This is a genomic window from Streptomyces sp. NPDC002795, assembly GCF_042888725.1.
Classification (GTDB): Bacteria; Actinomycetota; Actinomycetes; order Streptomycetales; family Streptomycetaceae; genus Streptomyces.
The window spans coordinates 702,348-729,163 of record NZ_JBIAQB010000002.1 but is presented as its reverse complement, the minus strand read 5'-3'; the positions used below and the strand labels follow the sequence as shown (position 1 = coordinate 729,163).

General features: G+C 69.0%; 25 protein-coding genes and 2 pseudogenes. 14 read left to right on the top strand and 13 right to left on the bottom strand.

Features of this window, described 5'->3' with window-relative positions:
• Positions 1-47: 47 nt before the first annotated feature.
• The 6 genes and pseudogenes from ACFYWS_RS07970 to ACFYWS_RS07945 all read right to left on the bottom strand — a co-directional run bounded on the left by ACFYWS_RS07970 (position 48) and on the right by ACFYWS_RS07945 (position 6,806).
• Entirely contained in the window at positions 48-617 is a 570-nt protein-coding gene (locus ACFYWS_RS07970; protein ID WP_389270972.1) for a DUF6262 family protein, read from the bottom strand.
• Positions 614-3,124: a tyrosine-type recombinase/integrase gene (locus ACFYWS_RS07965; RefSeq protein WP_389271787.1), complete on the bottom strand. Its 2,511-nt coding sequence runs from the start codon at positions 3,122-3,124 to the stop codon at positions 614-616. The genes ACFYWS_RS07970 and ACFYWS_RS07965 overlap by 4 nt, the downstream gene beginning before the upstream one ends.
• Positions 3,124-4,263: a tyrosine-type recombinase/integrase gene (locus ACFYWS_RS07960; protein ID WP_389270969.1), complete on the bottom strand. Its 1,140-nt coding sequence runs from the start codon at positions 4,261-4,263 to the stop codon at positions 3,124-3,126. The genes ACFYWS_RS07965 and ACFYWS_RS07960 overlap by 1 nt, the downstream gene beginning before the upstream one ends.
• A gap of 97 nt (positions 4,264-4,360) precedes the next feature.
• Positions 4,361-4,852: pseudogene (locus ACFYWS_RS07955) on the bottom strand (DUF2637 domain-containing protein); the annotation flags it as partial.
• Between the two features lie 137 nt (positions 4,853-4,989).
• A complete protein-coding gene (locus ACFYWS_RS07950; RefSeq protein ID WP_389270966.1) occupies positions 4,990-5,808 on the bottom strand; it encodes a DUF3558 domain-containing protein in 819 nt (272 codons plus the stop codon).
• A 149-nt stretch (positions 5,809-5,957) separates the two neighbouring features.
• The gene (locus ACFYWS_RS07945; RefSeq protein ID WP_389270963.1) at positions 5,958-6,806 is read right to left on the bottom strand and encodes a DUF3558 domain-containing protein; all 849 of its coding nucleotides are present in this window, start codon (positions 6,804-6,806) and stop codon (positions 5,958-5,960) included.
• A gap of 202 nt (positions 6,807-7,008) precedes the next feature.
• Here ACFYWS_RS07945 and ACFYWS_RS07940 point away from each other — a divergent pair, with 202 nt between their 5' ends.
• Positions 7,009-8,202, top strand: coding sequence for an RtcB family protein (locus ACFYWS_RS07940; RefSeq protein WP_389271784.1), 1,194 nt, complete (start codon positions 7,009-7,011; stop codon positions 8,200-8,202).
• A gap of 49 nt (positions 8,203-8,251) precedes the next feature.
• Here ACFYWS_RS07940 and ACFYWS_RS07935 read toward each other — a convergent pair whose 3' ends face one another.
• Positions 8,252-9,112: a hypothetical protein gene (locus ACFYWS_RS07935; protein WP_389270960.1), complete on the bottom strand. Its 861-nt coding sequence runs from the start codon at positions 9,110-9,112 to the stop codon at positions 8,252-8,254.
• 204 nt (positions 9,113-9,316) lie between these two features.
• Between ACFYWS_RS07935 and ACFYWS_RS07930 the strand changes: the two genes are divergently transcribed.
• Together ACFYWS_RS07930 and ACFYWS_RS07925 are read left to right on the top strand one after the other, a co-directional pair.
• The gene (locus ACFYWS_RS07930; protein ID WP_389270958.1) at positions 9,317-10,084 is read left to right on the top strand and encodes an SDR family NAD(P)-dependent oxidoreductase; all 768 of its coding nucleotides are present in this window, start codon (positions 9,317-9,319) and stop codon (positions 10,082-10,084) included.
• On the top strand, positions 10,074-10,247 hold the full coding sequence (locus tag ACFYWS_RS07925; RefSeq protein WP_389270955.1) for a hypothetical protein: 174 nt from the start codon (positions 10,074-10,076) through the stop codon (positions 10,245-10,247). Before ACFYWS_RS07930 ends, ACFYWS_RS07925 begins: the two co-directional genes overlap by 11 nt.
• Positions 10,248-10,273: 26 nt before the next feature.
• Here the strand turns inward: ACFYWS_RS07925 and ACFYWS_RS07920 are convergent, their stop codons facing one another.
• Positions 10,274-11,077, bottom strand: coding sequence for a DUF6597 domain-containing transcriptional factor (locus tag ACFYWS_RS07920; protein WP_389270952.1), 804 nt, complete (start codon positions 11,075-11,077; stop codon positions 10,274-10,276).
• 106 nt (positions 11,078-11,183) lie between these two features.
• Here ACFYWS_RS07920 and ACFYWS_RS07915 point away from each other — a divergent pair, with 106 nt between their 5' ends.
• The 3 genes from ACFYWS_RS07915 to ACFYWS_RS07905 all read left to right on the top strand — a co-directional run bounded on the left by ACFYWS_RS07915 (position 11,184) and on the right by ACFYWS_RS07905 (position 13,608).
• The gene (locus tag ACFYWS_RS07915) at positions 11,184-11,774 is read left to right on the top strand and encodes a TIGR03086 family metal-binding protein (protein WP_389270949.1); all 591 of its coding nucleotides are present in this window, start codon (positions 11,184-11,186) and stop codon (positions 11,772-11,774) included.
• A gap of 110 nt (positions 11,775-11,884) precedes the next feature.
• On the top strand, positions 11,885-12,970 hold the full coding sequence (locus ACFYWS_RS07910) for an LLM class flavin-dependent oxidoreductase (RefSeq protein ID WP_389271781.1): 1,086 nt from the start codon (positions 11,885-11,887) through the stop codon (positions 12,968-12,970).
• On the top strand, positions 12,967-13,608 hold the full coding sequence (locus ACFYWS_RS07905; RefSeq protein ID WP_389270946.1) for a CE1759 family FMN reductase: 642 nt from the start codon (positions 12,967-12,969) through the stop codon (positions 13,606-13,608). The genes ACFYWS_RS07910 and ACFYWS_RS07905 overlap by 4 nt, the downstream gene beginning before the upstream one ends.
• Positions 13,609-13,943: 335 nt before the next feature.
• Here ACFYWS_RS07905 and ACFYWS_RS07900 read toward each other — a convergent pair whose 3' ends face one another.
• Complete coding sequence (locus tag ACFYWS_RS07900) at positions 13,944-15,146, bottom strand: glycosyltransferase family 4 protein (protein ID WP_389270943.1); 1,203 nt, start codon at positions 15,144-15,146, stop codon at positions 13,944-13,946.
• A 170-nt stretch (positions 15,147-15,316) separates the two neighbouring features.
• Here ACFYWS_RS07900 and ACFYWS_RS07895 point away from each other — a divergent pair, with 170 nt between their 5' ends.
• The gene (locus ACFYWS_RS07895) at positions 15,317-16,183 is read left to right on the top strand and encodes an LLM class flavin-dependent oxidoreductase (RefSeq protein WP_389270940.1); all 867 of its coding nucleotides are present in this window, start codon (positions 15,317-15,319) and stop codon (positions 16,181-16,183) included.
• A gap of 7 nt (positions 16,184-16,190) precedes the next feature.
• On the opposite strand, the gene ACFYWS_RS07890 is transcribed toward ACFYWS_RS07895, so the two are convergent.
• Positions 16,191-16,778, bottom strand: coding sequence for a hypothetical protein (locus ACFYWS_RS07890; protein ID WP_389271778.1), 588 nt, complete (start codon positions 16,776-16,778; stop codon positions 16,191-16,193).
• A gap of 207 nt (positions 16,779-16,985) precedes the next feature.
• On the opposite strand from ACFYWS_RS07890, the gene hemL reads away from it, so the two are divergent.
• The 7 genes from hemL to ccsB all read left to right on the top strand — a co-directional run bounded on the left by hemL (position 16,986) and on the right by ccsB (position 24,695).
• Positions 16,986-18,311, top strand: a complete 1,326-nt coding sequence (hemL, locus tag ACFYWS_RS07885) for a glutamate-1-semialdehyde 2,1-aminomutase (RefSeq protein ID WP_389270937.1) — start codon at positions 16,986-16,988, stop codon at positions 18,309-18,311.
• Positions 18,308-19,000 (top strand): histidine phosphatase family protein, encoded by a 693-nt coding sequence (locus ACFYWS_RS07880; RefSeq protein WP_389270934.1) that lies wholly within the window; start codon positions 18,308-18,310, stop codon positions 18,998-19,000. Before hemL ends, ACFYWS_RS07880 begins: the two co-directional genes overlap by 4 nt.
• Before the next feature lie 185 nt (positions 19,001-19,185).
• Positions 19,186-20,424: a hypothetical protein gene (locus ACFYWS_RS07875; protein WP_389270931.1), complete on the top strand. Its 1,239-nt coding sequence runs from the start codon at positions 19,186-19,188 to the stop codon at positions 20,422-20,424.
• A 66-nt stretch (positions 20,425-20,490) separates the two neighbouring features.
• Positions 20,491-21,111, top strand: coding sequence for a TlpA family protein disulfide reductase (locus tag ACFYWS_RS07870; RefSeq protein ID WP_389270928.1), 621 nt, complete (start codon positions 20,491-20,493; stop codon positions 21,109-21,111).
• Between the two features lie 6 nt (positions 21,112-21,117).
• Positions 21,118-21,882 (top strand): cytochrome c biogenesis CcdA family protein, encoded by a 765-nt coding sequence (locus ACFYWS_RS07865; protein WP_389270925.1) that lies wholly within the window; start codon positions 21,118-21,120, stop codon positions 21,880-21,882.
• A gap of 3 nt (positions 21,883-21,885) precedes the next feature.
• Entirely contained in the window at positions 21,886-23,613 is a 1,728-nt protein-coding gene (locus ACFYWS_RS07860; RefSeq protein ID WP_389270922.1) for a cytochrome c biogenesis protein ResB, read from the top strand.
• The gene (ccsB, locus tag ACFYWS_RS07855; RefSeq protein ID WP_389270919.1) at positions 23,610-24,695 is read left to right on the top strand and encodes a c-type cytochrome biogenesis protein CcsB; all 1,086 of its coding nucleotides are present in this window, start codon (positions 23,610-23,612) and stop codon (positions 24,693-24,695) included. The genes ACFYWS_RS07860 and ccsB overlap by 4 nt, the downstream gene beginning before the upstream one ends.
• Before the next feature lie 50 nt (positions 24,696-24,745).
• Here ccsB and ACFYWS_RS07850 read toward each other — a convergent pair whose 3' ends face one another.
• The 3 genes and pseudogenes from ACFYWS_RS07850 to ACFYWS_RS07840 form a co-directional block, all read right to left on the bottom strand.
• Complete coding sequence (locus ACFYWS_RS07850; protein ID WP_389270916.1) at positions 24,746-25,339, bottom strand: TetR/AcrR family transcriptional regulator; 594 nt, start codon at positions 25,337-25,339, stop codon at positions 24,746-24,748.
• Positions 25,340-25,989: 650 nt separating this feature from the next.
• Positions 25,990-26,448 carry a nucleoside deaminase gene (locus ACFYWS_RS07845; RefSeq protein ID WP_389271775.1) on the bottom strand — a complete coding sequence of 153 codons (459 nt, stop codon included), beginning with the start codon at positions 26,446-26,448 and terminating at the stop codon, positions 25,990-25,992.
• Between the two features lie 8 nt (positions 26,449-26,456).
• Positions 26,457-26,735: pseudogene (locus tag ACFYWS_RS07840) on the bottom strand (PLD nuclease N-terminal domain-containing protein); the annotation flags it as partial.
• Between the last annotated feature and the right edge of the window lie 81 nt (positions 26,736-26,816).

Below are 26,816 nucleotides of genomic sequence, written 5' to 3'. Positions count from 1 at the left end.
GGCGATGCTGTCGCTCCGGTGCTGAGTGGTGGCAGCCTGATCTGAATCTACGTGGCGCGCATCATCTTGCGCAGACTCTGCCGGGCTGCGGTCAGGTCGTCCTCCAGGTCCTCGATCGTGGCGCGCAGTGCCTCGTTGTCGGCTTGGGCTTGCTGGAGATCCTTGGTGAGCACTGCGTTCGCGCGGCTCAATTCCTCTACGCGGGCTGTGAGTTCGCTGGCGGCGGCGTTGTTCAGTTCCGTGCCGAGCTGGAGGCGGAGTCGTTCGCGCAGCCGGTTGCGCTCGTCGCGGAGTTCCTTGACCTGCTGCTGGGCAAGTGCGAGGTCGGTTTTGAGACTGGCGCTGCTGACGCGGGTCTGTGGTGGGACGGCGTCGGCTGTCGCCTCGATGCCGAGCTCCTCCTGACGCCGACGGGCGGCGTCGATGTGTTCGCGCAGCCCCGGCGAGTACGCGAGCCAGCTGGAAACGCCTGCCTCCTTGGCCACTCTGACGAACGTGATCTTAGTTCCCGCGCGCTGCAGGGAGTCGAGAACCTCCAGCACGCGGTGGCGCTTGTTCTGGCTGTCGCGCTCTCGCGCTGCCTTGAGAGCGGCAGCTCGGCTTTCGTGACCGGTCACTGATCCTCCTCGCGCGACTTGGCCACGGTCAGTGGCAGGAGCTTGTGGGATGCGGTGGCCCGTGACTTGCGGAGGATCTTGCTTGCTTCCTCGATCTGCTGTCGTTCGTCGTCGGGCAGGGCGGTGAGCTGGTCGCGCATGGTGGCGGACACGTCCTGGAAGCTGTTGATCTGGGCGTTGAGGTTGGTCAGTACAAAGTCGGCTGCCCCGATGGCGTCAGCGGTCTCGCGGTCGGCTTTCAAGCCGCGTACGTGATCCTCGATGGCGGGCAGGTATGACGGGTCAGGGCGGTAAAAGGTGCAGCCCGAGCACTGGAACCGGATAGGGCAAGATCCGCCGCCGGCCTTGACGTTGGAGGGCTCAGTGCAGTTGCCGAACGGGACGGCGACCGAAGCGATCTCGTACTTGCTCTGGGCGAGAGGGGCCGACCGGCCGGTGCGGTCCACGGCCAGGGGCGCCAGGGCTCGCACAGCTTCCCGCTTACGCTTCAAGGTCACCTGGTAGTAGCCCATGGTCGTGTCGACCGAGGTGTGATCCATGAGGTCGCGCAGGACATCGACGGGCACACCGGCGTCTGCATGCCGCTGGGCGTAGGTGTGGCGGAAGGCGTGAGCGGTGATCTGGGAGCGGTCGAAGGGCAGTGACTGCCCGTTCGGCCCCGGGATGCCGCTGTCGATGTGGGGGAGCGAGTCCACCCAGGTGCGTAGTACCGCTGAGATGCTGTCACCCCGGATGTGCCCGTTTCCGCGGCCGGAGCCGTGCATGGCACTGGGGAAGAGCCACTGTCCCGCGCGCTCGGTCAGCGGGAGTTCGGCACGGCGCTGTTCCCAGCGGATGATCAACTCGGCTGTGCTCTGCGCGATGGGCAGGCGGCGGCCGTTCCTCTTGGCCTTGTGGTTGTCGTAGATCAGTTGGTAGCTCTCGTCCTCCTGCTCGACGCAGCCCACCTTGAGGCTAGCGACCTCGCTCAGGCGGCGCCCGGTGTCACGCAGGACGGCGTAGATGGTCCGGTGGAACAGCTGGGAAAGGTCCTTCGGCCAGCCCCGCTGGGAGGCGCTTAGCAGATCCAACTGGGCGTCCAGCTGACGAATGACGGTGTCGGGCAACGCTCGGCCGATCTGTTCCTCGTTGACCTCGACGGGAGCCACACGGTGGTGGCGAGCCCGGCTGAAGGTACCGGGAACGTCGTCCATCAGCCCGCCTGCACGGGCGAACTCCAGCACGGCGAACCACGCTCTGACCAGCTTGTCCTGGGTGGCAGATGCCCGAGGATCCCCGTTCTGCTTCCGGGATTTCTTGATCGCGTCGACGGCAGCCGTCATGTCCGCAGCGCCGAGACGCGAAGGAGTATCGCCACCGGCCTTCTGGGCCAGCCCCTCGGACGCGGCGGAGAAGGCCAGCAGGGAGGTGCGCAGATCCTGGATGGTCGGCCGAACTGAGCGGGCCCATTCCATCAGCAGTGTGCGCAACCACTGCTGCCGGACGACACGGAAATCGATGTCGCCCTTCACCGCGTCGTAGCGACGATGGGTTGCGGCCCACAGCCCCACGGCGGCCGCGTCCCAGACCTCACCAGCCATCGGATCGGCCCCCTCGTACTGCCGACGAGCACGCTCGACCATGCGCTGGATCTGCCCCAGCAAGGCGCGCGCCGGGCTGCTGCCCTGCTGCCCGCCGAGCCGCAGCGCCGACACGTCCAGGCTGCACAGGCTATCCACGTCTGCGACGGCTGCGATGGCAAGCCGTACCGCGAGCGGACTGATACTCAGCCCTGCCCGGTCGCGTTCCTGCAGTCCGAGCAGCAGCTCGTGGGCGACGACGGGGCGAAGCCCGCCGCACCAGAACTGATGGACCTGCAGGAACGGGCCGGCAGCAGCGGCCCACTCCAGAAGCTGGTCGGGAGTGCGCCTGCCGCTGCTGAGCTCGCGGCGCCACTTCCCATGGTGTGACCCACACAAGCGAAGTTGTTGCTGCTCACGGACGCACCCGCCGACGAGGCATTCTCCCTGGTGCGGCAGCGGCTGGGGGCGCGTGGAACCCTGCCAGTCCGCGACGCTCAGCTCGGGGCTGCGTCTTCTGCGCTCGCTGAAGGTCGAAGCATGGGTGGGGCAGAGCCCGTGACTTACCGCTTCCCGTGCGCATCGTCCCGAGCTGTCAGCAACCAAGCACGCCTCACGATCCGACAGCCCGCGTGCGCGCCGTTGCCGGGGCGGCTGGTACGTCGCGTCGAACTCATCGGCCGACAGATCGCTCGATCGGGCAGCCGCCTTGCAGGGTGAGCACCGGCCGACACGGCCAGGGCACGGCGTCCGGCAGGCGGCAACCTTGCACTGCGACGCACCCGTGGCGTCGTTGTCCAGATCACCGTCGAAGAACATCCGCCCGTGGTCCCACTCGCCCGGACGCCAGTCGGGCTGCACGTGTTGGCGCAGCCAAGCCAACCAGCCGACGCCCGGCGTCTCGAGCTCCGGGCGTGAGGACAAGGGCGAAGCGGGTACCTGCTGCATCACGCGGTCACCGCCCGCCGCTCCGCCACCCGCTCCACGGCATCCCGCTTCTCACGCTCGTTGGCGTGCAGGTAGATCGCGGTGGACGCGGCCGACACGTGCCCCATCAGCTGTTGCACGACGTCGATCGGCACGCCGGCTCGAACCCAGGCCGTTGCGGCGGTGTGCCGCAGCATGTGCGGGCGCACGACGAGTCCGCACTGTCGCGACAGCCGCTCGAACATTCCCTTCGCCGCCTGATAGGTCATCGCCTTGCCCAGAGGCCGCTGGTAGAGGTTGACGAAGACCAGATCGTTCGCTTCGGCCTCGGCCACGGCATCGCGGTCAGCGCGATAGGCCACGTACTCGGCCACCGTGGGTCCATCGACTGGGACGACTCGCGGATAACGGGACTTGGCCAGGGCCTTGTTCTCGTTGTCCCGGCGGTGGCGCACGTGGATGTGAGCCCCGGAGACGCTGCAGCCGAGCACACGGGAGTCCGGCAGGAAGTGCATGTCCTGCCTCCGTAGCCCCAGGGCCTCTCCGATACGGATGCCGGTCGCCAGCATCAGCACCACCAGGAACCGGTCGCGAGCCGTACGACAGCCGGCCACCGTTGCAGCGACCTGTTCCTCGGACAGAGCCTCGTAGGGCTTCTCCACCTCGCGCGACTTGATTGCCTTCGCGCGCACTGTGCGGAACTGCCCGCGTTCACCAGCATCGAAGCCTGGTGGGGGTGTAGCGAGATAGCGCGGTTGCGACAAGCGGTCCGCTACCTCCGGCGCGATCACACCGTGAAGAGCGCAGTACCGCAGATACTCCACCACCGCCGTGATCGTCGCGTTGACCGTCGCCCCGGAACGCGACTTGCCTCGCTTGCCGCGAGTGGACTCCAGCCAGAACCGGAAGCGCGCCATCGCGGCCAGCGTGACGGTCCTCCAGTCGACCGCGTACTCGGCGCACCAAGTCAGGAACAAGGCCAGGCGCCCGGCGTAGACCCTGATGGTGTTCACGGACCGGTCGGCACCGTGCAGGAACGTCAGGAAGTCCGTCCCCTCCCGGTGGATCGAAAGCTGCGGATCGAGGATGACCCACCGGGTGCTCTGTGGGTCTCCACTGGGAGACAGGGCCCGTTCAGCTTGAAAGGCGTCGGCGTTCATGCCGTACCTAACGTGACTCCCGCGTTGTAGATACTTGTGAGCCACGAACGAGTGACGAGACGTGCCATACGTCCCTGACGGGTCAGTACGGCATAGAGATATTCATCCGCCGCCACAGCAAGAACGTAGGCAGCGGAGACAGCAGCCAGCGCGTGATCCGCACACCCTCCATGTGCTTGTCCGCGGTGATGTCCGCGATCCGCCCGATCGCGTGCCGCGCCGCCTCGACGGCCACCACGAACAGGATCGGGATCACCGCGTGCATGCCGGTACCCAGCGGATCCGGCCAGGCCGCCGCGCCGTTGAAGGCGATCGTCGCCGCCGTCAGCAGCCACGCCGTCTGACGCAGCAACGGGAACGGGATCCGGATCCACGTCAGCAGCAGATCCAGCGCGAGGAGCACACAGATACCGGCGTCGATACCGATCGGGAAGACGTACGAGAAGTTCCCGAAGCCCTTTTCCAGGGCCAACTCCCGCACAGCGGCGTACGAACCGGCGAAACCGATGGCGGCGATGACCACCGCCCCGGCGATGACCACCCCCACGAGTATCCGGTGCGTCCGTGTCAGCTTCAGTGGCGCGGCCACTCCACTTCCCCTCCAAGTTCCGGCTGTTGCGGCCAACAGACTGGCACACGCGTACGCAGCGGCGTGGGCCGGTACGCACGGAAGCCCGGTCCCCCAAGGGGGAACCGGGCTTCCGTCAGGAGGTCAGCGGGCCGCGATCACGCGCCCTTCTTCGACTCCTCGGACTTCTTGGAGTCCTTGGACTCCTTGGCGGGGGCCGACGGCTTCGCCGAACCGGCCGCGTCACCGCCGCCCTTGGCGGACTCGATGACCTTGGCCACCGCTTCCTTCGCCGCCTTCTGCGCGTCCTTCGACAGCGAGTCCGCGGTGGGGGCCTTCTCGCCCGCCAGACCCGAACCGTTGTAGTCGACCGTCACCACGACGTTGTCCACGCGCGAGACGATCGTCTGCTGCTTGGACGTGACGGTGTCCTTCTTGTCCTTGTACTTCCGGTCGTAGCTGATCTGCGTCGCCGCGTCGCCCGTCTTGGACACCGGCGCCGTCTTGAGGTCCTTCGCGCCCTTGGTCGCCTTGGCGTCCTTGATCTGCTTCGCGTAGTAGCTCTCGGCCAGCTTGTCGCCGCTGCCCCGGTTCACATCCGAGTCAAAACGGACCAACGACACATTGAGCCAGCGGAACTGCGAGCCCTCCACGCCGTTGTTGTCCAGGCTGGACCACGAGCAGTTCGCACGCGTCGACTCGTCGTCGGACGCGCCGGCCTTGCTCTCGGCCTTCGGGACCAGATCGCCCAGCGTGTCCTTCGAGAACGCCGAGCACGCCTGCGGCAGCTCCTTGTACGTCGCGGGCGTGACCTTCTTCGCCTTGGCGCCCGAGGTCGAGGCCGAGGCCTTCGCCTGCGAGTCGTCCTTCGCGCTGTCGGAACCGGAACCGGACGAGCAGCCGGCTACGACGAGAACCGCAGGCACGGCGGCCGCGCAGACAAGGGTGCGGGTGAGTCGCTTGGTCGGACGGTGCATGGTTCCTTCACTAGGACGCTGACAGGGCCACGGACCCGCCACGTGATGACCATTCGACCTTCACGAGTGGGGCCCGATGGGTCACCGTACGCCGTGCCCGACGCGCGCGTCTCACGTTCAGCCTGCCACCGGGCAGTGCCCGAATGCCCCTAATCGCCGAACTTGCCGACCAGGTTCCCGGCCAGATTCCGCGCTGTGTCCTGCATTTCCTTGCTGTCCGGCACCTTCGCGGCGGTCGCCGTCTGCACCTCGTACCGGACGGTCACCAACACATTCGACGTGCGGAACGCCACAGTCACCGTGCGGTGCCGACCCGTCGTCGGACCCGCCAGCACATCGTCGACGAACGCCTCGTCGCCGAGGTCGTCGAGCAGCCGCGGCTGAAGATCATCGGCGGTCGCGGAGGAGCTGGGGGAGCTGGGGGAGCCGGAAGCGGAGGCGTCACCGGACGGCTCGTCCGACGCGGAAGGAGACGCGGACTCCGGCGCGGAATCCGAAACCTTCTCCGACGCCGAAGCCGAGGCCTCCGACGCCACGGGCTCCGGCAGCTGCGCCGCGTCCGCCTTCGCCGCGAACACCGACGCCGCGCGGTCGTCATCGCTCACGGCCGTGTCGTACGACACCACCCGCTCGAAGTCGAGGCTCAGACGATGCGTGCCACCCCGGGCCGCATCGTCCTTCCACCGGCACCCGACCCGGCGATCCGTGTCGTACGTGACCGTGGCCACACCCTCGTACGCCTTCTCCCGCTGCTCCGCGTCCGGGAGCTTCTTGATACCGGGAAGCATCTCGTCCAGCGTGGCCCGGTCCGGCTGACTGCACGGCTCGGGCAGCGTCCGGTACTTGCCCGGCTCCGCGGTCGACGCGGTCGCGGTCGGCTCACCCGGCTTCGAGTCGTCGGCCCCGCCGTCGTCATCGGAACCACCGGTGCAGCCGGCGAGCACCGCCGCGAGGAGCACGGCGACACCCGGTACGAACGCGTACGACTTCCGCTGCACCCTGAGGCTCCTCTCGGCGCCTTGCGCCTGGTTAATCGGTTGCCGCGGTGGGGCGGCCAATGGGCACTATGTGTATCGCACCGGCTGCCGTGAACGCCGGTCCGGCATCCTATTTGCCGCGCTGGCGCCGGTATTTGCGCTACATCCATTTCCGATGCTTCAGCTCGAAGTTGACCAACTGTTCCGATTTCCGGGGGATTTCATGTCGTACGTAGAGGTTCCGGGCGCCAAGGTCCCGATCCGCATGTGGACCGACCCGGCCACGGTGGAGGAGGGCGCGATGCGGCAGCTCCAGAACGTGGCGACGCTCCCCTGGATCAAGGGCCTGGCCGTCATGCCCGACGTCCACTACGGAAAGGGCGCCACGGTCGGCTCGGTGATCGCAATGCAGGGCGCGGTCTGCCCGGCGGCGGTCGGCGTGGACATCGGCTGCGGAATGAGCGCGGTGAAGACGTCCCTGACGGCCAATGACCTGCCGGGCGACCTGTCGCGGCTGCGCTCGAAGATCGAGCAGGCGATTCCGGTGGGCCGCGGGATGCATGACGAGCCGGTGGATCCGGGGCGGCTGCATGGGTTCGGTACGGCGGGGTGGGAGGACTTCTGGGGGCGGTTCGATGGGGTGGCCGATGCGGTCAAATTCCGTCACGAACGTGCCAGGAAGCAGATGGGAACGCTCGGATCGGGGAATCATCTAGAAGAAATCTGTCTCGACGAGTCAGGTTCGGTCTGGCTCATGCTGCACTCCGGTTCCCGCAACATCGGCAAGGAACTGGCGGATCACCACATCGGAGTGGCGCAGAAGCTTCCGCACAACCAGGGTCTCGTCGACCGGGACCTGGCGGTCTTCATCTCGGAAACTCCGCAGATGGCGGCATACCGGAACGACCTGTACTGGGCGCAGGAGTACGCGAAGTACAACCGCGCGATCATGATGGCGCTCCTCAAGGACGTGATCCGCAAGGAGTTCAAGAAGGCCAAGCCGACGTTCGAGCCCGAGATTTCGTGTCACCACAATTACGTCGCGGAAGAGCGGTACGACGGTATGGACCTGCTCGTGACACGCAAGGGGGCGATCCGGGCCGGGTCCGGCGACTACGGAATCATTCCCGGGTCCATGGGCACCAGCTCGTACATCGTGAAGGGCCTCGGCAACAGCAAGGCGTTCAACTCGGCTTCGCACGGTGCCGGACGGCGGATGAGCCGCAATGCGGCTAAGCGACACTTCACGGTGCGGGACCTGGAGGAGCAGACCCGGGGCGTCGAGTGCCGTAAGGACTCCGGGGTTCTGGACGAGATTCCGGGTGCCTACAAGAACATCGACCAGGTGATGGCTCAGCAGAGCGACCTCGTGGAGGTCGTGGCGAAGATCAAGCAGGTTGTGTGCGTGAAGGGGTGAACTGGCGGGAGGGCCCGAGCTGTTGGCAGCTCGGACCCTCGGCCGAGGATCACTCAGGCATCGGCACCTTCCCGCTCAACAGGCGCCACCGTCGCAGGTTGCAGCTCTGGTAGGTGCGGCCCAGCTCCTCGGCGGCGGCTGCGATGCTGTCGTGCTTCAGGAGAACGCGGTCCTCCCACTCCTTCCAGCGTCGCGCGGTGTACGCCGCCCTCATGTCGGCCGGCCGGGTCCAGCCGATCAGCGAGTCGGCCGCAGTCTGCTTGCGTTCGAGCGCGAGGCAGCCCGGATAGTAGAGATGGGCGCTGAGCTTCTGGGCGGCCTCCATCGCGTACATGACGTTGTAGATGCCGTCGCGTGCATTGCGCTTGGGGTGACGCTGCACTTCGGCGATCTTGCGGCCGTAGAAGCACAGGTAGACCGCGATGGCGGTGCTCTGTGTGGTGAGCGTGATGTACGGGAGGCCTTTGCCCGTGTACCCGACGGAGCCGTCCGCGTCGATCACTCCCCGCAGGTAGTCCCGCCGGGAGAACGGCACCCGGGGTGGCTTGATCTGTTTGGACTTGCGGCCGTATGGCAGCCCGAGCTCGTTGATTTTCGTGCGCGCTTCGAGGGAGCACAGGGTCCACGTCGCCGAGTGGTGGCTCGCGGAGAAGTTCGTCTCCCGGACGCGCTCCCTGATGCTGCTGTTGTACGGCGTCAGCTCCTGGAACCTGCGCAGGATGTCGACATCCCGGATGTTGATCTCGGCGCTCAGGCGGCCCTTCTGGCCGGTGCCCTTCGCAAGGTGTCCGTCCATCTGCAGGAACCCGAACATGTACGAGTACTCCGGCACCTCCAGGTCCATGAACCCGGATGCCGAGGCGTCGTCGAACGCCAGTTGGTGGTGAGCGCTAGGCTCGCGTTCAGCCATGGGAAGTTACTGCCTTCCTCTTGGTCAGGCCTCCGGTCGGGACTGCAATCCCGCCGGGGGCCGCTCTGTTTTCGGTTGTCGAGTGCGACGCTAGCCCGCGCGTTCCCGCCCCGTCCGGGTGATCGAGCGGCGTCACCCGTGTGAGTGTCGCGCGTACCCTGGGCTGCGATTCAGTGGATCGTCGCCGAAAGGTAGGGCAAGACCATGGCTCCCGCCCCCGCATCCCGTATTGCCGTCGTCACGGGCGCGAGCAGTGGCATTGGTGCCGCTACCGCGCGGCAGCTGGCGGCCGAGGGGTATCGCGTGGTGCTCACGGCGCGTCGGCAGGACCGGATCGACGCGGTCGCCAAGGAGATCGCGGCGGCTGGGCACGATGCCGTCGCGTATGCGTTGGATGTGACCGACCGGGCCGCCGTTGACGAGTTCGCTTCGGCGTTCAAGACCATTGGTGTGCTGGTGAACAACGCCGGGGGCGCGCTGGGCGCCGATCCCGTGGCCACCGGGGATCCGGATCACTGGCGGCAGATGTACGAGACGAACGTCATCGGCACGCTCAATGTCACGCAGGCGCTGCTGCCCGCCCTTACCGCGAGTGGGGACGGGACCGTTGTTGTTCTGTCGTCGACCGCTGGGCACGGGACCTATGAGGGTGGGGGCGGGTACGTCGCCGCCAAGCATGGGGAGCATGTGCTGGCGGAGACGCTGCGGCTGGAGATCGTCGGGACGCCGGTGCGGGTGATCGAGGTCGCGCCGGGGATGGTGAAGACCGATGAGTTCGCGCTGACCCGGTTCGGCGGGGACGAGGACAAGGCCGCCAAGGTGTACCAGGGTGTGGCCGAGCCGCTGAGCGCGGACGATGTCGCCGACACGATCCGCTGGGCCGTGACCCGGCCGCCGCACGTGAACATCGATCTGCTGGTGGTCCGGCCGCGTGCTCAGGCGTCCAATACGAAGGTGCATCGTGAGCAGTGACGCGAGCGATCCGCTGGACGTGCTTCAGCGGGAGTACGACGAGCGGCGTCGCGCGGAGGAGAAGCGCGGCGAGCGGTACATGTGGTGGTACCTCGGGTACTTCCTGTTCGGGATTCATATCGTCGCGTTCGTGATGATCTTCGCGATCAAGCACGCGAACTAGGGCCTGCCGTTTGGATCAGGCCGGACTCAGCTCGCGTACGCCGTCGGGGGCACGCCCACCGTCGTCGTGAAGTCCCGTACGAGGTGGGCCTGGTCCGCGTAGCCGAGGTCGGCGGCGAGGGCGGCCCAGTCGATGTCGCGGCGTGCCGCGGCTGTCTCCACCGCTTCGTGGATGCGGAAGCGCAGGATGCACCACTTGGGGCTGACGCCGACGTACGCGTGGAAGAGGCGCTGCAGCGCCCGCACCGTCATGCCCTCGGTCTGCGCGAAGTCGGCTACGCGGCGGACCCCGCGGTCGGCTCTCATGCGGTCGACCAGGCCGGTCGCGAGGTCGGCCTGCGGGTCGGGTTCGGTGGGGGCCAGTGGCAGCAGGTACGCGTCGAGGGCGGCGATCCGGCCGGGGTCGTCGGTGGGGGAGAGGATGGCCGCGGGGTCCGTGGCCGGGAAGACCTCTTCGTAGGGCAGGACCCGGCCCGTCCACCGCGAGACCGGCGCGTCGGGGGCGAACGGTCGGAACGACCCCGGGCGGAACTTCACCCCGCACACCTTTCCCCGCCCGTGGATCTTGCGTGTGTAGAGGCCGGGCGCGGCGACGCCGGTCAGCTCCCCGTACGGCGGCTGGTCGATGTCGTCCTGCTGGAAGGTGAGGTGCACGGAGGGGTGGGGCAGCACGTTCGAGGCGTAGGGCTCCGGCAGGTCCCAGTCGATGAACCAGTAGTGCTCGACGTACCGGCGCAGCGGTTCGGCGGGTTCGTGACGCCGCAGCCGCACGCGCGTGAGGAGTGCGGCCGGGTCGACGATCCCGCGGGTGTCGGGGCGCTCCGGTGACATGGGGGAAGCGTAGGGCGGGGCACTGACATCGCAGGTCCTTCGTCCTTCGTTCCCTGGCGTCGTGTTTCTTCAAGACGGGCGGTCTTGGGGCTCGTAGCGTCGAGGTATGGACACGAACGAGAAGCAGACGCACACGAAGCCCCTGGGCGGGCTGCTCGCCGCGGCCGTCTCCCGTGCCGTCCCCGTCGTCGCCGGGATCGAGGACAAGGCCCTCGACGCCCCCACGCCGTGCGCGGACTACGACGTGAGGGCTCTGGCGAACCACCTTCTGCATGTGGTCGTCGAGTTTCAGAAGCTCGCGGTGAAGCGGGACTCCGATTTCTCGTCGCCGCCGGACTATGTGGCGGAGGGCGGCTGGCGTGAGCGGTTCGCGACCGAGGCGGATGTGCTGGTGGAGGCCTGGTCCACGCCCGGTGCGGAGGAGGGGACGACCGGGTCGCTGAACATGCCGGCGCGGACCGTGGGCGGGATGGCGCTGCTGGATCTGACCGCGCACGCGTGGGATCTGGCGCGGGCGACCGGCCAGGAGTACGCGGCCGAGCCCGCGGTGGTGGCGGAGCTCACGGGGGTGGTGGAGCGGCTTGCGCCGACGGGCCGGGAGATGGGGGCGTTCGGGGCGGCGGTGCCGGTGGGTGCGGACGCGGGCCCGTTCGAGCGGCTGCTGGCGGCGACGGGGCGGGATCCGTACCGGGTGTAGGGCGGCGCTCGACCGTGTCCGCCGGTCGCGGGAATACCTGGTGGCGGGCCACCGTTCCGGAGGTATAGTTGAAGCGTCAACAACTTCGGAAGGTGAGCAAGGTGACCAGCATGCAGTTCGGGATCTTCACCGTCGGCGACGTCACCGTCGACCCGACGACCGGACGCGCGCCGAGCGAGCACGAGCGCATCAAGGCGATGCTCGCCATCGCGCGGAAGGCGGAAGAGGTCGGCCTCGACGTCTTCGCCACCGGTGAGCACCACAACCCGCCGTTCGTCCCGTCCTCGCCGACGACGATGCTCGGCCACATCGCGGCCCGCACCGAGAACCTGATCCTGTCCACGTCGACGACGCTGATCACCACGAACGACCCGGTGAAGATTGCCGAGGACTTCGCGATGCTCCAGCACGTCGCGGACGGCCGGGTCGACGTGATGATGGGCCGCGGCAACACCGGCCCGGTCTACCCGTGGTTCGGCAAGGACATCCGGGACGGCATCGACCTCGCCATCGAGAACTACGCGCTGCTGCGCCGCCTCTGGGACGAGGACGTGGTGACGTGGAAGGGCAAGTTCCGTACGCCGCTCCAGTCGTTCACGTCGACCCCGCGTCCGATGGACGGCGTCGCGCCCTTCGTGTGGCACGGTTCCATCCGCTCGCCGGAGATCGCAGAGCAGGCCGCGTACTACGGCGACGGCTTCTTCCACAACCACATCTTCTGGCCCGCCAGCCACACCAAGCAGATGGTGAACCTGTACCGGCAGCGCTACGCCCACTACGGGCACGGCACCCCCGAGCAGGCGATCGTCGGGCTCGGCGGTCAGGTGTTCATGCGGAAGAACTCGCAGGACGCGGTGCGCGAGTTCCGCCCGTACTTCGACAACGCGCCGGTGTACGGACACGGCCCGTCCATGGAGGAGTTCACGTCCCAGACGCCGCTGACCGTCGGCTCGCCGCAGGAGGTCATCGAGCGGACGCTGTCGTTCCGCGACTACGTGGGCGACTACCAGCGCCAGCTGTTCCTCATGGACCACGCCGGGCTGCCGCTCAAGACGGTCCTGGAGCAGCTCGACCTGCTCGGCGAGGAGGTCGTGCCGGTGCTGCGCAAGGAGTTCGCGAACAAGCGGCCGGCGAACGTGCCGGACGCGCCCACGCACGCTGCCCGTGTCGCCGCGAAGGAGGTCGACCAGGTATGAAGCTCGTCGTCGTCTCGGCGGGGCTGAGCGCCCCGTCGTCCACCCGGCTGCTGGCGGATCGGCTGGCCGCCGCGACCGCGGAGCGTGTGGACGCCGAGGTCGAGGTGCTCGAACTGCGTGACTACGCCACGGAGATCGCCCAGCACTTCGTCACCGGTTTCCCGCCGGTCCGGCTCGCCGCCGCGCTCGACGCGGTGGCGGCGGCGGACGGCCTGATCGCGGTGACCCCGGTGTTCTCCGCGTCCTACAGCGGCCTGTTCAAGTCGTTCTTCGACCTCATCGACAAGGATGCGCTGACCGGGAAGCCGGTGCTCGTGGGCGCGACGGGCGGCACCGCCCGGCACTCCCTGGTCACCGAGCACGCGCTGCGTCCGCTGTTCACGTATCTGCGGGCGGTTGTCCTTCCTACGGCCGTGTACGCGGCGTCGGAGGACTGGGGCGAGGAGGGCCTCGCGTCCCGGATCGCCCGGGCGGGCGGGGAGCTGGCACGGTTCGGCTCCGCCGCGTCCCCCGACGTCGACACGGCCGCGGCGATCGCTCCGCGCTCCCTGCACGGGGCGGTCACCTCGGTCGACCCCGACGACGGCTTCACGGTCGTCCCGTTCGCGGACCGCCTTGAGGCACTCCGAGTCGGGTGACCAGCCCAAGCCCCGCGGCTGTCGGGCCGGTTCGGCAATTCAGCCCCGCCGGCGCTTGAGGCGCGGGGTCCGGGGCGGAGCCCCGTGGCTGTCACGCTGGTTCGGCGAATTCAGCCTCGCCGGCGTTTGAGGCGCGGGGTCCGGGGCGGAGTCCCGTGGCTGTCACGCTGGTTCGGCGAATTCAGCGCCGCCGGCGTTTGAGGCGCGGGGTCCGGGGCGGAGCCCTGCGGCCGTCACGCCGGTTCGGCGAATTCAGCCCCGCCGGCGTTTGAGGCGCGGGGTCCGGGGCGGAGCCCCGCGGCCGTCACGCCGGTGCCGCCACAGGGGCCCGCTGCTCACCGGGGTGGGTGGCGGAGTCGCGCGGGGAGTTTGCTCCAGGCGCGGCGCCGCCGACTCGCCGCCAGGTCCGTGAAGAGGGCGGCATACCGGGCCACGATCGGCTCCGGGTCATAGCGGTGCGCAGCACTGAGCGCCGCCGCGCCCATCTTCCGGCGTGCCGGCTCGTCCTCGATGAGGTCCATGACCGTCTCGGCGAGCGCACTCGCGTTCCCGACGGGCACGAGCCGCCCGTCGACGCCGTCCGTGATGATCTCGGCGGGGCCGAGCGGCGCGTCCGTGGAGACGACGGGGACGCCGCAGCGCATGGCCTCGACCAGCGTCATCCCGAAGGATTCCGCGTCGGAGGCGCTCACCACGATCGACGCCTGCGCGAACTCCGGCTCGATCGGCGACACCGTCCCCATGAGGCGGGCCCGTCCGCGCAGCCCGAGCTCGTCCACGAGGGCCCGCAGGCGCGATTCCTGTCGGCCGCCTCCGTAGATCCGCAGTTCCCAGTCCGGGTGCTTCGCCGACACCGCGGCGAAGGCCTCAAGGAGCAGGTCGTAGCGCTTGCCGGGGGCGAGCCTGCCGGCTGCGGCGATGATCTTCGAGCTGCCGTCGGAGGGCGGCACGGCGGCCGGTGGCACGATGTTCGGCACGGACAGGATCCGCACGCCGGGCAGCCGCACCTTGGCCCGGTACACCTCCGCGTCCTGCTCCGTGACCGTGACGAGCGCGTCCAGCGTCCGGTAGTGCTGGGCGAGCGTGTTGAGCAGACTGTCGCTGTGCGCGTCGTGCCGCAGGTGTTCCTGGGCGATCCGCAGCGCCCGCTTCGGCGCCCACTGGGCGAGGTAGACGTTGAGTCCGGGCCGCGTCCCGATGACGACGTCGGCCTCGCAGCGCTCCTCCAGGTAGGCGCGTGCGCGGATGTCGTGCAGCAGCGTGTACTGCTGGTGGCGCTTGTCGGCGGTGGGGTAGTCGCGGGCCGGTTCTCCGTACGCGGGGTGGAGTCTGTCGGGCGTCCCGGCGCGCGGGTCCACCAGGGGTACGAGGGTGATTCGCGGGTCGACCGGGAACCGGGGGGCCTCCCGGTGCCGGGAGAGCGACACGATCTCCACCTCGTGGCCGCCGTGCTCGATGAGCGCGGCGGCGAGGTTGAGCGTGGTGCGCACCGTGCCGCCGACGGCGTACACGTTGTGCAGCAGGAACGCGATCTTCATGTGCCATGCCTTCCCCGGATGGTGTGCGCCGCGGGTGAGATCCGGGGAAGAAGCCCTTCGGCCGACCACCGATCAGGCGATCGGCCGCCCCGGCGGCTCACCGTGCGGCTCATGGGGGAGGGGTGCGTGGCGCCCTGTCGGGCAGGCGTGCGGGCCGACATCATGAGGTCATGCGCTTCTCGGTCAACATCCCGAACTTCGGTGACTTCGCCGACGCCCACACCGTCGCCCGCACGGCCGTCGCGGCCGAACAGGCGGGCTGGGACGGCCTGTTGGTGTGGGACCACGTCGTGCACGACAAGGAGGAGCAGCGCGGGAAGCCCTTCGGTGACCCCTGGATGCTGCTGACGGCGGCGGCCCTGGCCACGTCCCGGATCAAGGTCGGCACGCTCGTCGCGGCCGTGCCCCGCTACCGGCCTGAGCAACTGGCCCGCCAGGTCGCCACGTTGGACGCGCTCAGCGGTGGCCGTGTCGTGTTCGGCGCGGGTCTGGGCGGCCCCGCCGACGACGAGTACGGCGGCTTCGGGGACACGGTCGACCGGGCCGTGCACGCCGAACGTCTCGACGAGGGGCTTGAGTTGCTGTCCCGGTACTGGTCGGGCGGGACGGTGGACCACGACGGCGCCCACTTCCGCGTACGGGAGACGCGGCTGTTGCCCGCGACCGTGCAGCAGCCCCGCCCGCCCGTCTGGATCGGCGGCTTCTGGCCGGCCCGGCGGCCGATGCGCCGCGCGGCCCGCTGGGACGGCGCGGCTCCCTTGTTCGCCGACGCCCTGCACGGTGTGCCGCCGCGTCCGGATCAGTTCGCGGACGTCGTCCGGTACGTGAATGAGCACCGGGAGTCCGTGGAGGGGCCCTTCGAGTTCGTCGTCGGCGGGCTCACGCCGCCCGGCAAGGCGGCGGCGCTCGACGTCGTCGGTCCGCTGGCGGACGCGGGGGCGACCTGGTGGGACGAGCGGCAGTTGCAGACGGGCGGGTCGATCGACTCGTACGAGGCAGTGCTGCGGAGGATCGAGGCGGGGCCGCCGGTGCTGTAGGGCCCGGTTACGGCCAGACCAGGCAGTACGCCTGGTGTCCCGCGTCGTGCAGGCGGTGGCTGAAGTCCTGCCACTCGTGCAGCAGTTGGTACACGTTGAACGCGTCGCTGGGGCCGCCGCGGTCGGGGACCGTGGACCAGATGAACGCCGCGGCACCGACGGACTCCTCGCCGACGCCGCGCAGCGGGTCGACGACCGTCATGGGGAGCTTGACCACCGCGTAGTCGGGGTGGAGGACGACGAGTTCCAGGGGCGGGACCTTGTGCAGGGGTATGCCCTCGATGCCGGTGAGGACCATCGCGGCCACCGTCTCCGGCTTGATCTTGGTGAACATGCCGCCCATGCCCAGCTCGTCACCGCCGAGCTCCTCGGGGCGCATGGAGATCGGGACGCGGGCGGCCGTCGCGCCGTCGGGCGCGCCGAAGTATTTGTAGGTCACCCCCACCCGGCCACCATTCCCGATGTCCCCGTCTCTGATGTCCCCGTCCCTGATGCCGCTGACCTCTTCGCCCTCTTCGCGCCGGTGCTTCCCCCGCCGGGCACGCCGGGGGCCCAGGTCACCGGTCCCCTCGCCCAGTCCGCCACCGCGATGCATAATCTCCACCCGACTGCTGTTCCCCAGGGCGCGCAAGCCCTTTTGTAGGCCGCGCGACCGCCTGCGCGCAACCCGATGATCGTGTCAGTGACCTCCCCCACGGTCCCCCGCCGAAACGTGCGGGCGGGGTGTGGCGCGAGCCCGAGTCTAGGTTGCCCGCGGGTCCGCGCGCCGGTGCGCGCGAGGGTGGGCCGTACGCTGAGAGGTATGGCAGAGGCGAACAACACTCCCTATCCCTACGAGGCACCCGCGTCGCAGGGCCTTTTCGACCGTGCGGAAGCGGTCACGCCCGGTGGCGTGAACTCGCCCGTGCGCGCGTTCCGAGCGGTGGGCGGAACGCCCCGTTTCATGGTGTCCGGTAACGGTCCGTATCTCACGGATGCCGACGGCCGCGAGTATGTGGACCTCGTGTGCTCGTGGGGGCCGATGATCCTCGGCCATTCCCACCCCGAGGTCATCGCGGCCGTCCAGGAGGCCGTCTCGCGCGGCACCTCCTTCGGTACGCCGGGTGCCGGTGAGGTCGAGCTGGCCGAGGAGATCGTCGGGCGGATCGGCCCCGTCGAGCAGGTGCGCCTCGTGTCCTCCGGCACCGAGGCGACCATGTCGGCGATCCGGCTCGCGCGCGGGTTCACCGGCCGGGCGAAGGTCATCAAGTTCGCGGGCTGCTATCACGGGCACGTCGACGCGCTGCTGGCCGCCGCCGGTTCGGGCGTCGCCACGCTGGGCCTGCCGGACACCCCGGGTGTCACGGGCGCGCAGGCCGGCGACACGATCGTGCTGCCGTACAACGACATCGAGGCCGTGCGGGCCGCGTTCGCCGCGCACCCCGGCCAGATCGCCTGTGTCATCACGGAGGCCTCGCCCGGCAACATGGGCGTCGTGCCGCCGAAGGCGGGCTTCAACCAGGGGCTCAAGGACGTGTGCGCGCAGAACGGCGCGCTGTTCGTCTCCGACGAGGTGATGACCGGGTTCCGTACGTCGAAGGCCGGCTGGTTCGGCGTCGACGGTGTGGTGCCCGACCTGATGACGTTCGGCAAGGTCATGGGTGGTGGCTTCCCGGCCGCCGCGTTCGGTGGCCGTGCCGATGTGATGGCGCACCTCGCTCCGGCGGGCCCCGTCTACCAGGCGGGCACGCTGTCCGGTAACCCTGTCGCCACTGCCGCGGGCGTCGCCCAGCTGCGGCTGCTCGACGACGCGGCGTACGACAAGGTGAACGCGACCAGTGAGCGCCTGCGTTCGCTGGTCTCGGAGGCGCTCACCAAGGAGGGCGTCGCGCACCGCGTGCAGAACGCCTCGAACATGTTCACCGTGTTCTTCACGGAGAACGAGGTGAACGACTACGAGGACGCGAAGGGGCAGGACGCCTTCCGCTTCGGTCCGTTCTTCCACTCGATGCTGGAGCAGGGCGTGTATCTGCCGCCGTCGGCGTTCGAGTCCTGGTTCGTGTCGACCGCTCACGACGAGCGGGCGATCGAGCGCGTCGCGGCCGCCCTTCCTGCCGCCGCCCGCGCGGCCGCGGAGGCCACGGCATGAGCGCCCCGAAGTCGGGCGACGACATCACCGTCGTCCATCTGATGCGCCACGGCGAGGTGCACAACCCGGACGGGATCCTCTACGGTCGCCTGCCGGACTACCACCTCTCCGAGCTCGGCCGGCGGATGGCCGACCGGGTCGCCGAGCACCTCTCCGCGCGTGACATCACGCACGTCGTGGCGTCGCCGCTGGACCGGGCGCAGGAGACGGCGACGCCGATCGCGAAGGCGCACGGCCTCGACCTGGGCAGCGACGAGCGGCTCATCGAGGCGGACAACGTCTTCCAGGGCAAGACCTTCGGCGTCGGCGACGGCGCGCTGAAGAACCCGGAGAACTGGAAGCACCTGGTCAACCCGTTCAAGCCGTCCTGGGGCGAGCCGTACATCGACCAGGTCGTCCGGATGACGGGCGCGCTCGACGCGGCGAAGGACGCGGCGCGCGGGCACGAGGCAGTGTTGGTCAGCCACCAGCTGCCCATCTGGATCGTGCGGAGCTACGTCGAGAAGCGGCGCCTGTGGCACGACCCGCGCAAGCGGCAGTGCACGCTCGCCTCGCTGACGACGTTCACGTACCAGGGCGACAAGATCGTGTCGGTGGGCTACACCGAGCCCGCCCGCGACCTCGTTCCCGCGCATCTCCTGGCGGGCGCGAAGCCCGTGAAGGGGAAGGACAAGGCCTTCGGGGCTTGACCGTCTGACCGCCTGATTCCGGGCAACGATTCAAGAGCGAAAGGCCGCCGTCGACCCGGCGGCCTTTCGCGTACCTCTTCAAATCGCCGCAAAGCCGGACCGTTTACCGGAACCCGCGTGTTCCTCATGCCCTCTTCCGGGGTGCCCCTGTGCATGGGGTGGCGTGAGGAATTGGGGACGACGGTATGCGGGACGTGAGTCGCAGGGGACTGCTCGGGCTCGGTGCGGGCGCGGCGAGCGGGGCGCTGCTCGCCGGTTGCGGTGCGGGGGGTGCCCCGACGGTCACCGCGGAGCGGCACGGTGGGCCCGGCCGGCCGGGCAGGGCTCAGCTGCGGCCCATCGGCGACGGCTCGACGGCGTACACCGGGAAGCAGCCGCACCAGCCGGGCAGGCCCGAGCGGCTCGAACCCGGCCAGAAGCCACCGCAGTTCGTGGTCTTCTCCTGGGACGGCGCGGGCGAGGTGGGCAACGGACTCTTTCCGCGCTTCTTGAAGCTCGCCGAGGAGCACGGCGCGCACATGACCTTCTTCCTTTCGGGCCTCTACCTGCTGCCCGAGTCGAAGAAGCGGCTCTACCGCCCGCCGAACAACCCCGTCGGCGCCTCCGACATCGGCTATCTGACCGACGCCCACATCAAGGAGACGCTGACGTACGTGCGCAGGGCCTGGCTCGAAGGGCACGAGATCGGCACGCACTTCAACGGGCACTTCTGCGCAGGCTCCGGGTCCGTCGCCCACTGGACGCCCGCGCAGTGGCGCGACGAGATCGACCAGGCGACGTCCTTCGTAAAGAAGTGGCGTACGCACACGGGCTGGAAGGACCTTCCGGCGCTGCCCTTCGACTACGACAAGGAACTCGTCGGCGGCCGCACGCCCTGCCTGCTCGGCCAGGAGAACCTGTTGCCCACCGCCCGTGAACTCGGCTGGCGCTACGACGCGTCCTCGCCCGGCGGCGTACAGCGCTGGCCGGACAAGCGGCTCGGGATCTGGGACCTGCCGTTGCAGGCCGTCCCGTTCCCCGGCCGGAGCTTCGAGGTCCTGTCGATGGACTACAACATGCTGGCCAACCAGTCCCTCAACTCCACGCGTGCGCCCGCCGCCAACTACCCGGGCTGGCGTGAGCAGTCGACGCAGGCGTACATCCAGGGGTTCAAGCGGGCATACGAGACGAACCGGGCACCGTTCTTCATCGGCAACCACTTCGAGGAGTGGAACGGCGGCATCTACATGGACGCCGTCGAGGACGCGCTGAAGCACATCGCGGCCACCGCCGAGCACCACCGTGACGTGCGGCTCGTCTCCTTCCGGCAGTTCGTCGACTGGCTCGACGCGCAGGACCCGAAAACGCTGGCGAAGCTGCGTACGCTCGATGTGGGACAGCGGCCCGCCGAGGGCTGGCGCAAGTTCCTCGCAAACCCCTCCTGAAGTGGGCTTTTCCTACCGCGAGGGGGGTGCGGAAGATCCCCTAAACAGACATGCGAAACTTTTCACATGAGTGCCGCCTCCCGCACCCCCCGCACCACCGCGACGAAGCGCCGCGCCGCCAAGCTGACCGTAGGAGCCGCCGTGGCGGCCCTCGCGCTGACGGCCTGCGGCTCCGGCGGCACGTCGGGCGGCGGCAACAACACCAACTTCGTCACCGGGTCCGGCGGTATCGCCACGGTCAAGAAGGGCGAGCGGCACGACGCCCCCGACCTGAGCGCCAAGGACCTGGAGGGCAAGCAGCTCCACATGTCCGACTACAAGGGCAAGGTCGTCGTCCTCAACGTCTGGGGCTCCTGGTGCCCGCCCTGCCGCGCCGAGGCACCGAACTTCGTGAAGGTCGCCAAGGACACCGAGAAGCAGGGCGTCCAGTTCCTCGGCATCAACACCCGGGACACCAGCACCAACCCGGCCAAGAAGTTCGAGGAGTCCTACGGGGTCCCGTACCCGAGCTTCTACGACCCGACGGGCCGGCTGCTCCTCAAGTTCGAGAAGGGCACCCTCAACCCGCAGGCCATCCCCTCGACGATCGTCGTCGACCGCGAGGGCAAGATCGCCGCGCGTTCGCTCAAGCCACTCAGCGAGAAGGCCCTGCGCGAGATGGTCTCGCCGGTCGTCGCGGAGAAGTGAGCGAAGGTGAGCTCCTCCCTCATCACACTCGCCGCCGCTGACACCGTCACGGACGGCGCGCTGCTGCTGGCCGTGCCGGTCGCCGTCCTCGGCGGCCTGGTCTCCTTCTTCTCCCCGTGCGTACTGCCCCTCGTACCCGGCTATCTGTCGTACGTGACCGGCATCACCGGCACCGATCTGATGGAGCAGCGGAGGGGCCGCATGGCGGCGGGCGCCAGCCTGTTCGTCCTCGGGTTCACCGCCGTCTTCGTCTCCGGCGGCGCCCTGTTCGGCTTCTTCGGCCAGACGCTCCAGGAGTACCAAGGGGTGCTGAGCAAGGTGCTCGGCGGCCTCATGATCGCCATGGGTGTCTTCTTCATGGGCTTCATGCCCTGGATGACGCAGCGGGAGTTCCGCTTCCACAAGAAGCCCGCCGCCGGTCTGGCCGGAGCCCCGGTCCTCGGCGCGCTGTTCGGCATCGGCTGGACCCCCTGCATCGGCCCGACCCTCGCCTCCGTGATCGGCCTCTCCTCGGTGCAGAGCACCGCCGGCCGCGGGGCCATACTGACCATCGCGTACTGCCTCGGCCTCGGCGTGCCCTTCGTGCTCGCCGCGATCGCCTTCCGCAAGGCGCTCGGCGCGTTCGGCTGGGTCAAGCAGCACTACACGTGGGTGATGCGCATCGGCGGCATCATGATGATCCTGACCGGGGTTCTGCTGCTCACGGGTGCGTGGGACGCCCTCGTGGGGCAGATGCGGACCTGGTCCACCGGCTTCCAGGTGGGAATCTGATCCATGAGCAAGACAACCGACGACGTGCGGAGCGGTGGCGACCCCACTGAGCTCGAAGCCGCGTCCTCCCAGCTGAGCACGGCCCCCCAGGAGGACCGTGCGCCCAACCTGCCCAGGCTCGGTGTCATCGGATGGGTCCGCTGGTTCTGGCGGCAGCTCACCTCGATGCGGGTCGCCCTGATCCTGCTGTTCCTGCTCTCCCTCGGCGCCATCCCCGGCTCCCTGATCCCGCAGCAGGGCACGGACCCGGCCAAGGTTGAGGACTTCAGCAAGGCGCACGACGTGCTCGCGCCGATCTACGACAAGATCGGCTTCTTCCACGTCTACAGCTCGGTGTGGTTCTCCGCGATCTACCTGCTCCTCTTCGTCTCCCTCATCGGCTGCATCGTGCCGCGCACCTGGCAGTTCGTCGGGCAGCTGCGCGGCCGCCCGCCGGGCGCGCCCAAGCGGCTCACCCGGCTGCCCGCGTACGCGACGTGGCGCACCGAGGCGGACCCCGAGCAGGTGCGCACCGCCGCCCTCGCGATGATGAAGAAGCGCCGCTTCCGCGCCCACGTCGCGGGGGACGCGATCGCGGCGGAGAAGGGCTATCTGCGCGAGGTCGGCAACCTCGTCTTCCACATCGCGCTGATCGTGATGCTGGTCTCCTTCGCGTGGGGCCAGCTGTTCAAGTTCGAGGGCGGCAAGCTCGTCACCGAGGGCGACGGGTTCGCCAACACGCTCACGCAGTACGACGACTTCAAGTCCGGCAACCTCTTCGACAGCGACCACGACCTGTCGCCGTTCAGCTTCACGCTCGACAAGTTCACGGCCACGTACGAGCGCACGGGCCCCGAGAAGGGCACGCCGCGCACCTTCCGTGCGAACGTGAGTTACACCGAGGGCTCGGGCGACAAGACGAAGCAGGCCAAGATCGAGTCCAACCACCCGCTGGACATCGACGGCACCAAGATCTTCCTCAACGGGCACGGCTACGCGGTCCCCGTCACGGTCCGCGACGGCAAGGGCAAGGTCGTCTCGAAGCAGACCGTGCCGATGCTGCCGATCGACTCCAACATCTCCTCGCAGGGCGCCATCAAGGTGATGGACGGCTACCGCGACGCCAAGGGCAAGAAGGAACAGCTGGGCTTCGCGGCCTGGTTCGTGCCGACGTTCGCGGGCGCGGGCAAGGGCACGATGCTCTCCCAGTTCCCCGCGCTCGACTTCCCCGTCCTCGCGCTGAACGCGACGCACGGCGACCTCGGCGTGGACGCGGGACTCCCGCAGAACGTGTACCAGCTGGACACCTCGCACATGAAGACCTTCAAGGACTCCAAGGGCAAGGCGCTCAAGCAGCGGCTGCTGCCCGGCGAGACGATGAAGCTGCCGAACGGGGCGGGCTCCGTCACGTTCGACAAGGACATCAAGGAATGGGTCACCTTCCAGATCTCCCACCAGCCCGGTGACACCTGGGCACTCGGCGGCGCCATCGCCGCGATCGGCGGTCTGGCGGGCTCCCTGTTCATCCAGCGCCGCCGCGTCTGGGTGCGCGCCGCTCCGGGCCCCGACGGGGTGACCGTCGTCGAACTCGCGGGCCTCGGCCGCAGCGAGTCCGCGAAGCTGCCGGAGGAGCTGGGCTCCCTGGTGGAGCAGCTGCACAGCGAGGCGCCGAGCGCGCCCGACCCCGCCGAACCCACCGAATCATCCGAACCTCCCACTGCTGTTCCTGCCGCCGAAGGGGCTGAGAAGTGACTCTCGCCGCCGCAGTCAACGAGAACCTGGCTCACACCAGTAACGTCCTCATCTACTCGTCGATGGCCGTCTATCTGCTCGCGTTCTTCGCGAACATGGCCGAGTGGATCTTCGGTAGCCGCAGCAAGGTCGGCCGCACCGCCGCCGCGCTGACCGGCAAGGCCGAGGAGAAGACGGCCGCCGCACCCGCCGTCACCGTCAACAAGAAGGGCGGCGCCGCCGTCCTCGACCGGCCGCAGGTCGTGACGCGGGCCGCGGCCGGCGCGCGAGACGTGCCGGACGGGCCCGGCGCCGCGGCCGGTGACGTGCAGGGCGACATGTACGGGCGCATCGCCATCTCCCTCACGGTGCTCGCCTTCCTCGTCGAGTTCGGCGGTGTGGTCACGCGCGCGCTCTCGGTGGAGCGGGCCCCGTGGGGCAACATGTACGAGTTCAGCATCACCTTCTCCACCGTCGCCGTGGGCATCTACCTCGTCCTGCTCGCATGCAAGAAGAACGTGCGCTGGCTGGGCCTGCCGCTGGTCATCACGGTCCTGCTCGACCTCGGCCTCGCCACCACCGTGCTGTACACGTCCAGCGACCAGCTGGTGCCGGCGCTGCACTCGTACTGGCTGTACATCCACGTCTCGACGGCGATCTTCTGCGGCGCGGTCTTCTACGTCGCCGCGGTCGGCACGATCCTGTACCTCTTCAAGGACTCGTACGAGAACAAGCTCGCGAACGGCGGCACCCCCGGCAAGTTCGCGACCTCCGTCATGGAGCGGCTGCCCGCCTCGCAGTCCCTGGACAAGTTCTCCTACCGCGTGAACGCGGCGGTCTTCCCGCTGTGGACGTTCACGATCATCGCGGGCGCGATCTGGGCGGGCGACGCGTGGGGCCGCTACTGGGGCTGGGACCCCAAGGAGACCTGGTCGTTCATCACCTGGGTCGCCTACGCGGCGTACCTGCACGCCCGCGCGACCGCCGGCTGGAAGGGCCGCAAGGCCGCCTACCTGGCGCTGATCGCCTTCGCCTGCTGGATCTTCAACTACTACGGCGTGAACATCTTCGTCACGGGCAAGCACTCGTACGCCGGGGTGTGACACGTTTCTGGAAGGCCGGTCCCGTACCGCGGGGCCGGCCTTTCACGTGTTCACGGCTCCAGTGAGCGCCAGATCCGCTCCGACAGGACGCGCGCCGCGTGATCGAGGTCGCTCTCGTGCGTCCCGGCGAGCCAGCCGCGCGCGAGACCGACGACCGGGCCGAGCACCAGGGCCTCGATGAGCGGCGCGGGCAGCGGGGCGATCGCGCCGGATTCGACGTGCTGCCGCATCCACTCGGTGAGCGGGGAGAGCCGCGCCTCCTGCGCGTCGCGCAACTGGCGGGCCTGCGCCATCCCCACCCGGTCGGCGTACGAGGAGTGCAACAGGCGGGAGGCGTCGGGGTGTTCCCGGATGAAGCGCAGATACGTTTCGACCACCGCGCGGATCCCCGTACGCGGCGTGCGGGAGCGTTCGAGGGCAGCGGTGAGCTCGTCGAGGAGCCGGCCGAGCCAGCGCAGCAACAGTGCCTGCATCAGCCCGTCGACGCTGCCGAAGTGGTGGTACAGGCTGCCCGGACTGGCCCCGCCCGTGCGCGTCAGGGAGCTGACGGTGATGCCCTGCTCGCCCGCGTCCGCGTAGACGCGCAGCGCTGCATCGAGGAGGCGGTCGACGGTTTCCGCGCCGCGCAGTTGCTTGGGGCTCATGTCGACGACCAGCCTAGGGCACCGCACCGGAGCTGTGTTTCTATAGTGAATTTCTAGAAAGCCACTCCAGTTCAGTGTGGTGCTGAGCCACACTGAACTCCGTGTCGGACAACGGGTCGGCGGGTGTATCGCGGCGTCGTGGACAACCCCGGGAGGCCGACCCGCCGTGGTTCGCCGCGGAGTACGTCCCAGGGATCACCCTGGCCGAGGCCGTCGAGCGGCACGGGGGACCGCTCGACGGCCCCGGCCTGTGGTCACTCCTGCGGGCCGCCGAGCAGAGCCGGCTGACCCGGAGCCGGTCCGTGCCTGTGATCCGCGCCTCGCCGAGGTGGTGGCCTCGTGTCGAACTCGCGGGTGGGGGCGAGGCGTTGGGCGGCGCCGACTGGCCGGCGCCCGTTGTTGACCTGCTCGCCGAGCGGGCGGGGTTCGCGGCGCGGAAACCGGAGCGGACGAAGCCGGCAGGGAGGGCAACTCCTCCGATGGCGGCGGGAGTTCGGGCCGCGGAGAAACCAGTACTTCCGGCGGTGGCCCGAGCGTGGCCATGGGCAGCTGCTCGGGGCTCGGCATCGTGTGGAACTGGGGCAAGAACGGCTCGCATCGGCACGGTCGGTTACGGCGACGGCGTCACAACGGCCGCCCGCGCCGACGGCTCACTCGCCGGTGTCCCCGATGTCCTCGTTCCACAGCTCCGGCTTCGCCGCGATGAACTCCTCCATCATGCCCACGCACTCGGGATCGTCGAGCAGGACGACCTCGACACCGTGCTCGGCGAGCCAGTCGTGCCCGCCGTGGAAGGTGCGCGCCTCGCCGATGATCACCCGCGAGATCCCGAACTGCCGCACCAGACCCGAGCAGTACCAGCAGGGGCTGAGCGTGGTCACCATCGTGGTGCCCCGGTACGTGCGCTGGCGCCCCGCCCTGCGGAACGCGTCGGTCTCCCCGTGCACGGACGGGTCGGCGTCCTGTACGCGCCGGTTGTGGCCGCGGCCGAGCACCTTGCCGTCGGCGGAGTACAGGGCGGCGCCGATCGGGATGCCCCCTTCGGCGAGGCCGTCCCTCGCCTCCTCCACGGCGGTGGCGAGCCAGGTGCGGGCGAGATCGAGATCCATGGTGCTCATTCGTCCTTTTTGTCGTCGTCCCTCAGGGACCGCAGGAACTCGGGGTTGTCGTCGGGCGCGACGAACCGCGTGCTGCCGCCGCCCGCGGGAGCGCGCCGCGGCCTGCCCACCACCAGCCAGGCGACCGGGCCCAGCAGCACCTCGCCGAACAGCAGGATGATGATGACCCAGACCACCTTGGGCAGCTTGCGCACCTCTTTCTCCGGGGTGTTCAGACAGTCGATGAACGCGTAGATCCAGAGCGCCAGGACCAGCAGGAACGGCAAGTAGCGCAGCATGGTGTCGCGGTCCCCCAAAGAGCGGAACGGGGCCGATGCGGCCCCCGGTGACCTGGCCAGGGTATCGGTTGCCCGATACTG

What these genes read in the sequence shown, in the direction of transcription:
- ACFYWS_RS07905 (WP_389270946.1), top strand. Translation starts at nt 12,967, where the DNA reads ATGAAGCTCGTCGTCGTCTCGGCGGGGCTGAGCGCCCCGTCGTCCACC.
- ACFYWS_RS07875 (WP_389270931.1), top strand. Translation starts at nt 19,186, where the DNA reads ATGCGGGACGTGAGTCGCAGGGGACTGCTCGGGCTCGGTGCGGGCGCG.
- ACFYWS_RS07915 (WP_389270949.1), top strand. Translation starts at nt 11,184, where the DNA reads ATGGACACGAACGAGAAGCAGACGCACACGAAGCCCCTGGGCGGGCTG.
- ACFYWS_RS07940 (WP_389271784.1), top strand. Translation starts at nt 7,009, where the DNA reads ATGTCGTACGTAGAGGTTCCGGGCGCCAAGGTCCCGATCCGCATGTGG.
- ACFYWS_RS07900 (WP_389270943.1), bottom strand. Translation starts at nt 15,146, where the DNA reads ATGAAGATCGCGTTCCTGCTGCACAACGTGTACGCCGTCGGCGGCACG.
- ACFYWS_RS07860 (WP_389270922.1), top strand. Translation starts at nt 21,886, where the DNA reads ATGAGCAAGACAACCGACGACGTGCGGAGCGGTGGCGACCCCACTGAG.
- ACFYWS_RS07935 (WP_389270960.1), bottom strand. Translation starts at nt 9,112, where the DNA reads ATGGCTGAACGCGAGCCTAGCGCTCACCACCAACTGGCGTTCGACGAC.
- ACFYWS_RS07920 (WP_389270952.1), bottom strand. Translation starts at nt 11,077, where the DNA reads ATGTCACCGGAGCGCCCCGACACCCGCGGGATCGTCGACCCGGCCGCA.
- ACFYWS_RS07850 (WP_389270916.1), bottom strand. Translation starts at nt 25,339, where the DNA reads ATGAGCCCCAAGCAACTGCGCGGCGCGGAAACCGTCGACCGCCTCCTC.
- ACFYWS_RS07910 (WP_389271781.1), top strand. Translation starts at nt 11,885, where the DNA reads ATGCAGTTCGGGATCTTCACCGTCGGCGACGTCACCGTCGACCCGACG.
- ACFYWS_RS07845 (WP_389271775.1), bottom strand. Translation starts at nt 26,448, where the DNA reads ATGGATCTCGATCTCGCCCGCACCTGGCTCGCCACCGCCGTGGAGGAG.
- ACFYWS_RS07960 (WP_389270969.1), bottom strand. Translation starts at nt 4,263, where the DNA reads ATGAACGCCGACGCCTTTCAAGCTGAACGGGCCCTGTCTCCCAGTGGA.
- ACFYWS_RS07870 (WP_389270928.1), top strand. Translation starts at nt 20,491, where the DNA reads ATGAGTGCCGCCTCCCGCACCCCCCGCACCACCGCGACGAAGCGCCGC.
- ACFYWS_RS07895 (WP_389270940.1), top strand. Translation starts at nt 15,317, where the DNA reads ATGCGCTTCTCGGTCAACATCCCGAACTTCGGTGACTTCGCCGACGCC.
- ACFYWS_RS07930 (WP_389270958.1), top strand. Translation starts at nt 9,317, where the DNA reads ATGGCTCCCGCCCCCGCATCCCGTATTGCCGTCGTCACGGGCGCGAGC.
- hemL (WP_389270937.1), top strand. Translation starts at nt 16,986, where the DNA reads ATGGCAGAGGCGAACAACACTCCCTATCCCTACGAGGCACCCGCGTCG.
- ACFYWS_RS07965 (WP_389271787.1), bottom strand. Translation starts at nt 3,124, where the DNA reads ATGCAGCAGGTACCCGCTTCGCCCTTGTCCTCACGCCCGGAGCTCGAG.
- ACFYWS_RS07880 (WP_389270934.1), top strand. Translation starts at nt 18,308, where the DNA reads ATGAGCGCCCCGAAGTCGGGCGACGACATCACCGTCGTCCATCTGATG.
- ACFYWS_RS07890 (WP_389271778.1), bottom strand. Translation starts at nt 16,778, where the DNA reads ATGCATCGCGGTGGCGGACTGGGCGAGGGGACCGGTGACCTGGGCCCC.
- ACFYWS_RS07950 (WP_389270966.1), bottom strand. Translation starts at nt 5,808, where the DNA reads ATGCACCGTCCGACCAAGCGACTCACCCGCACCCTTGTCTGCGCGGCC.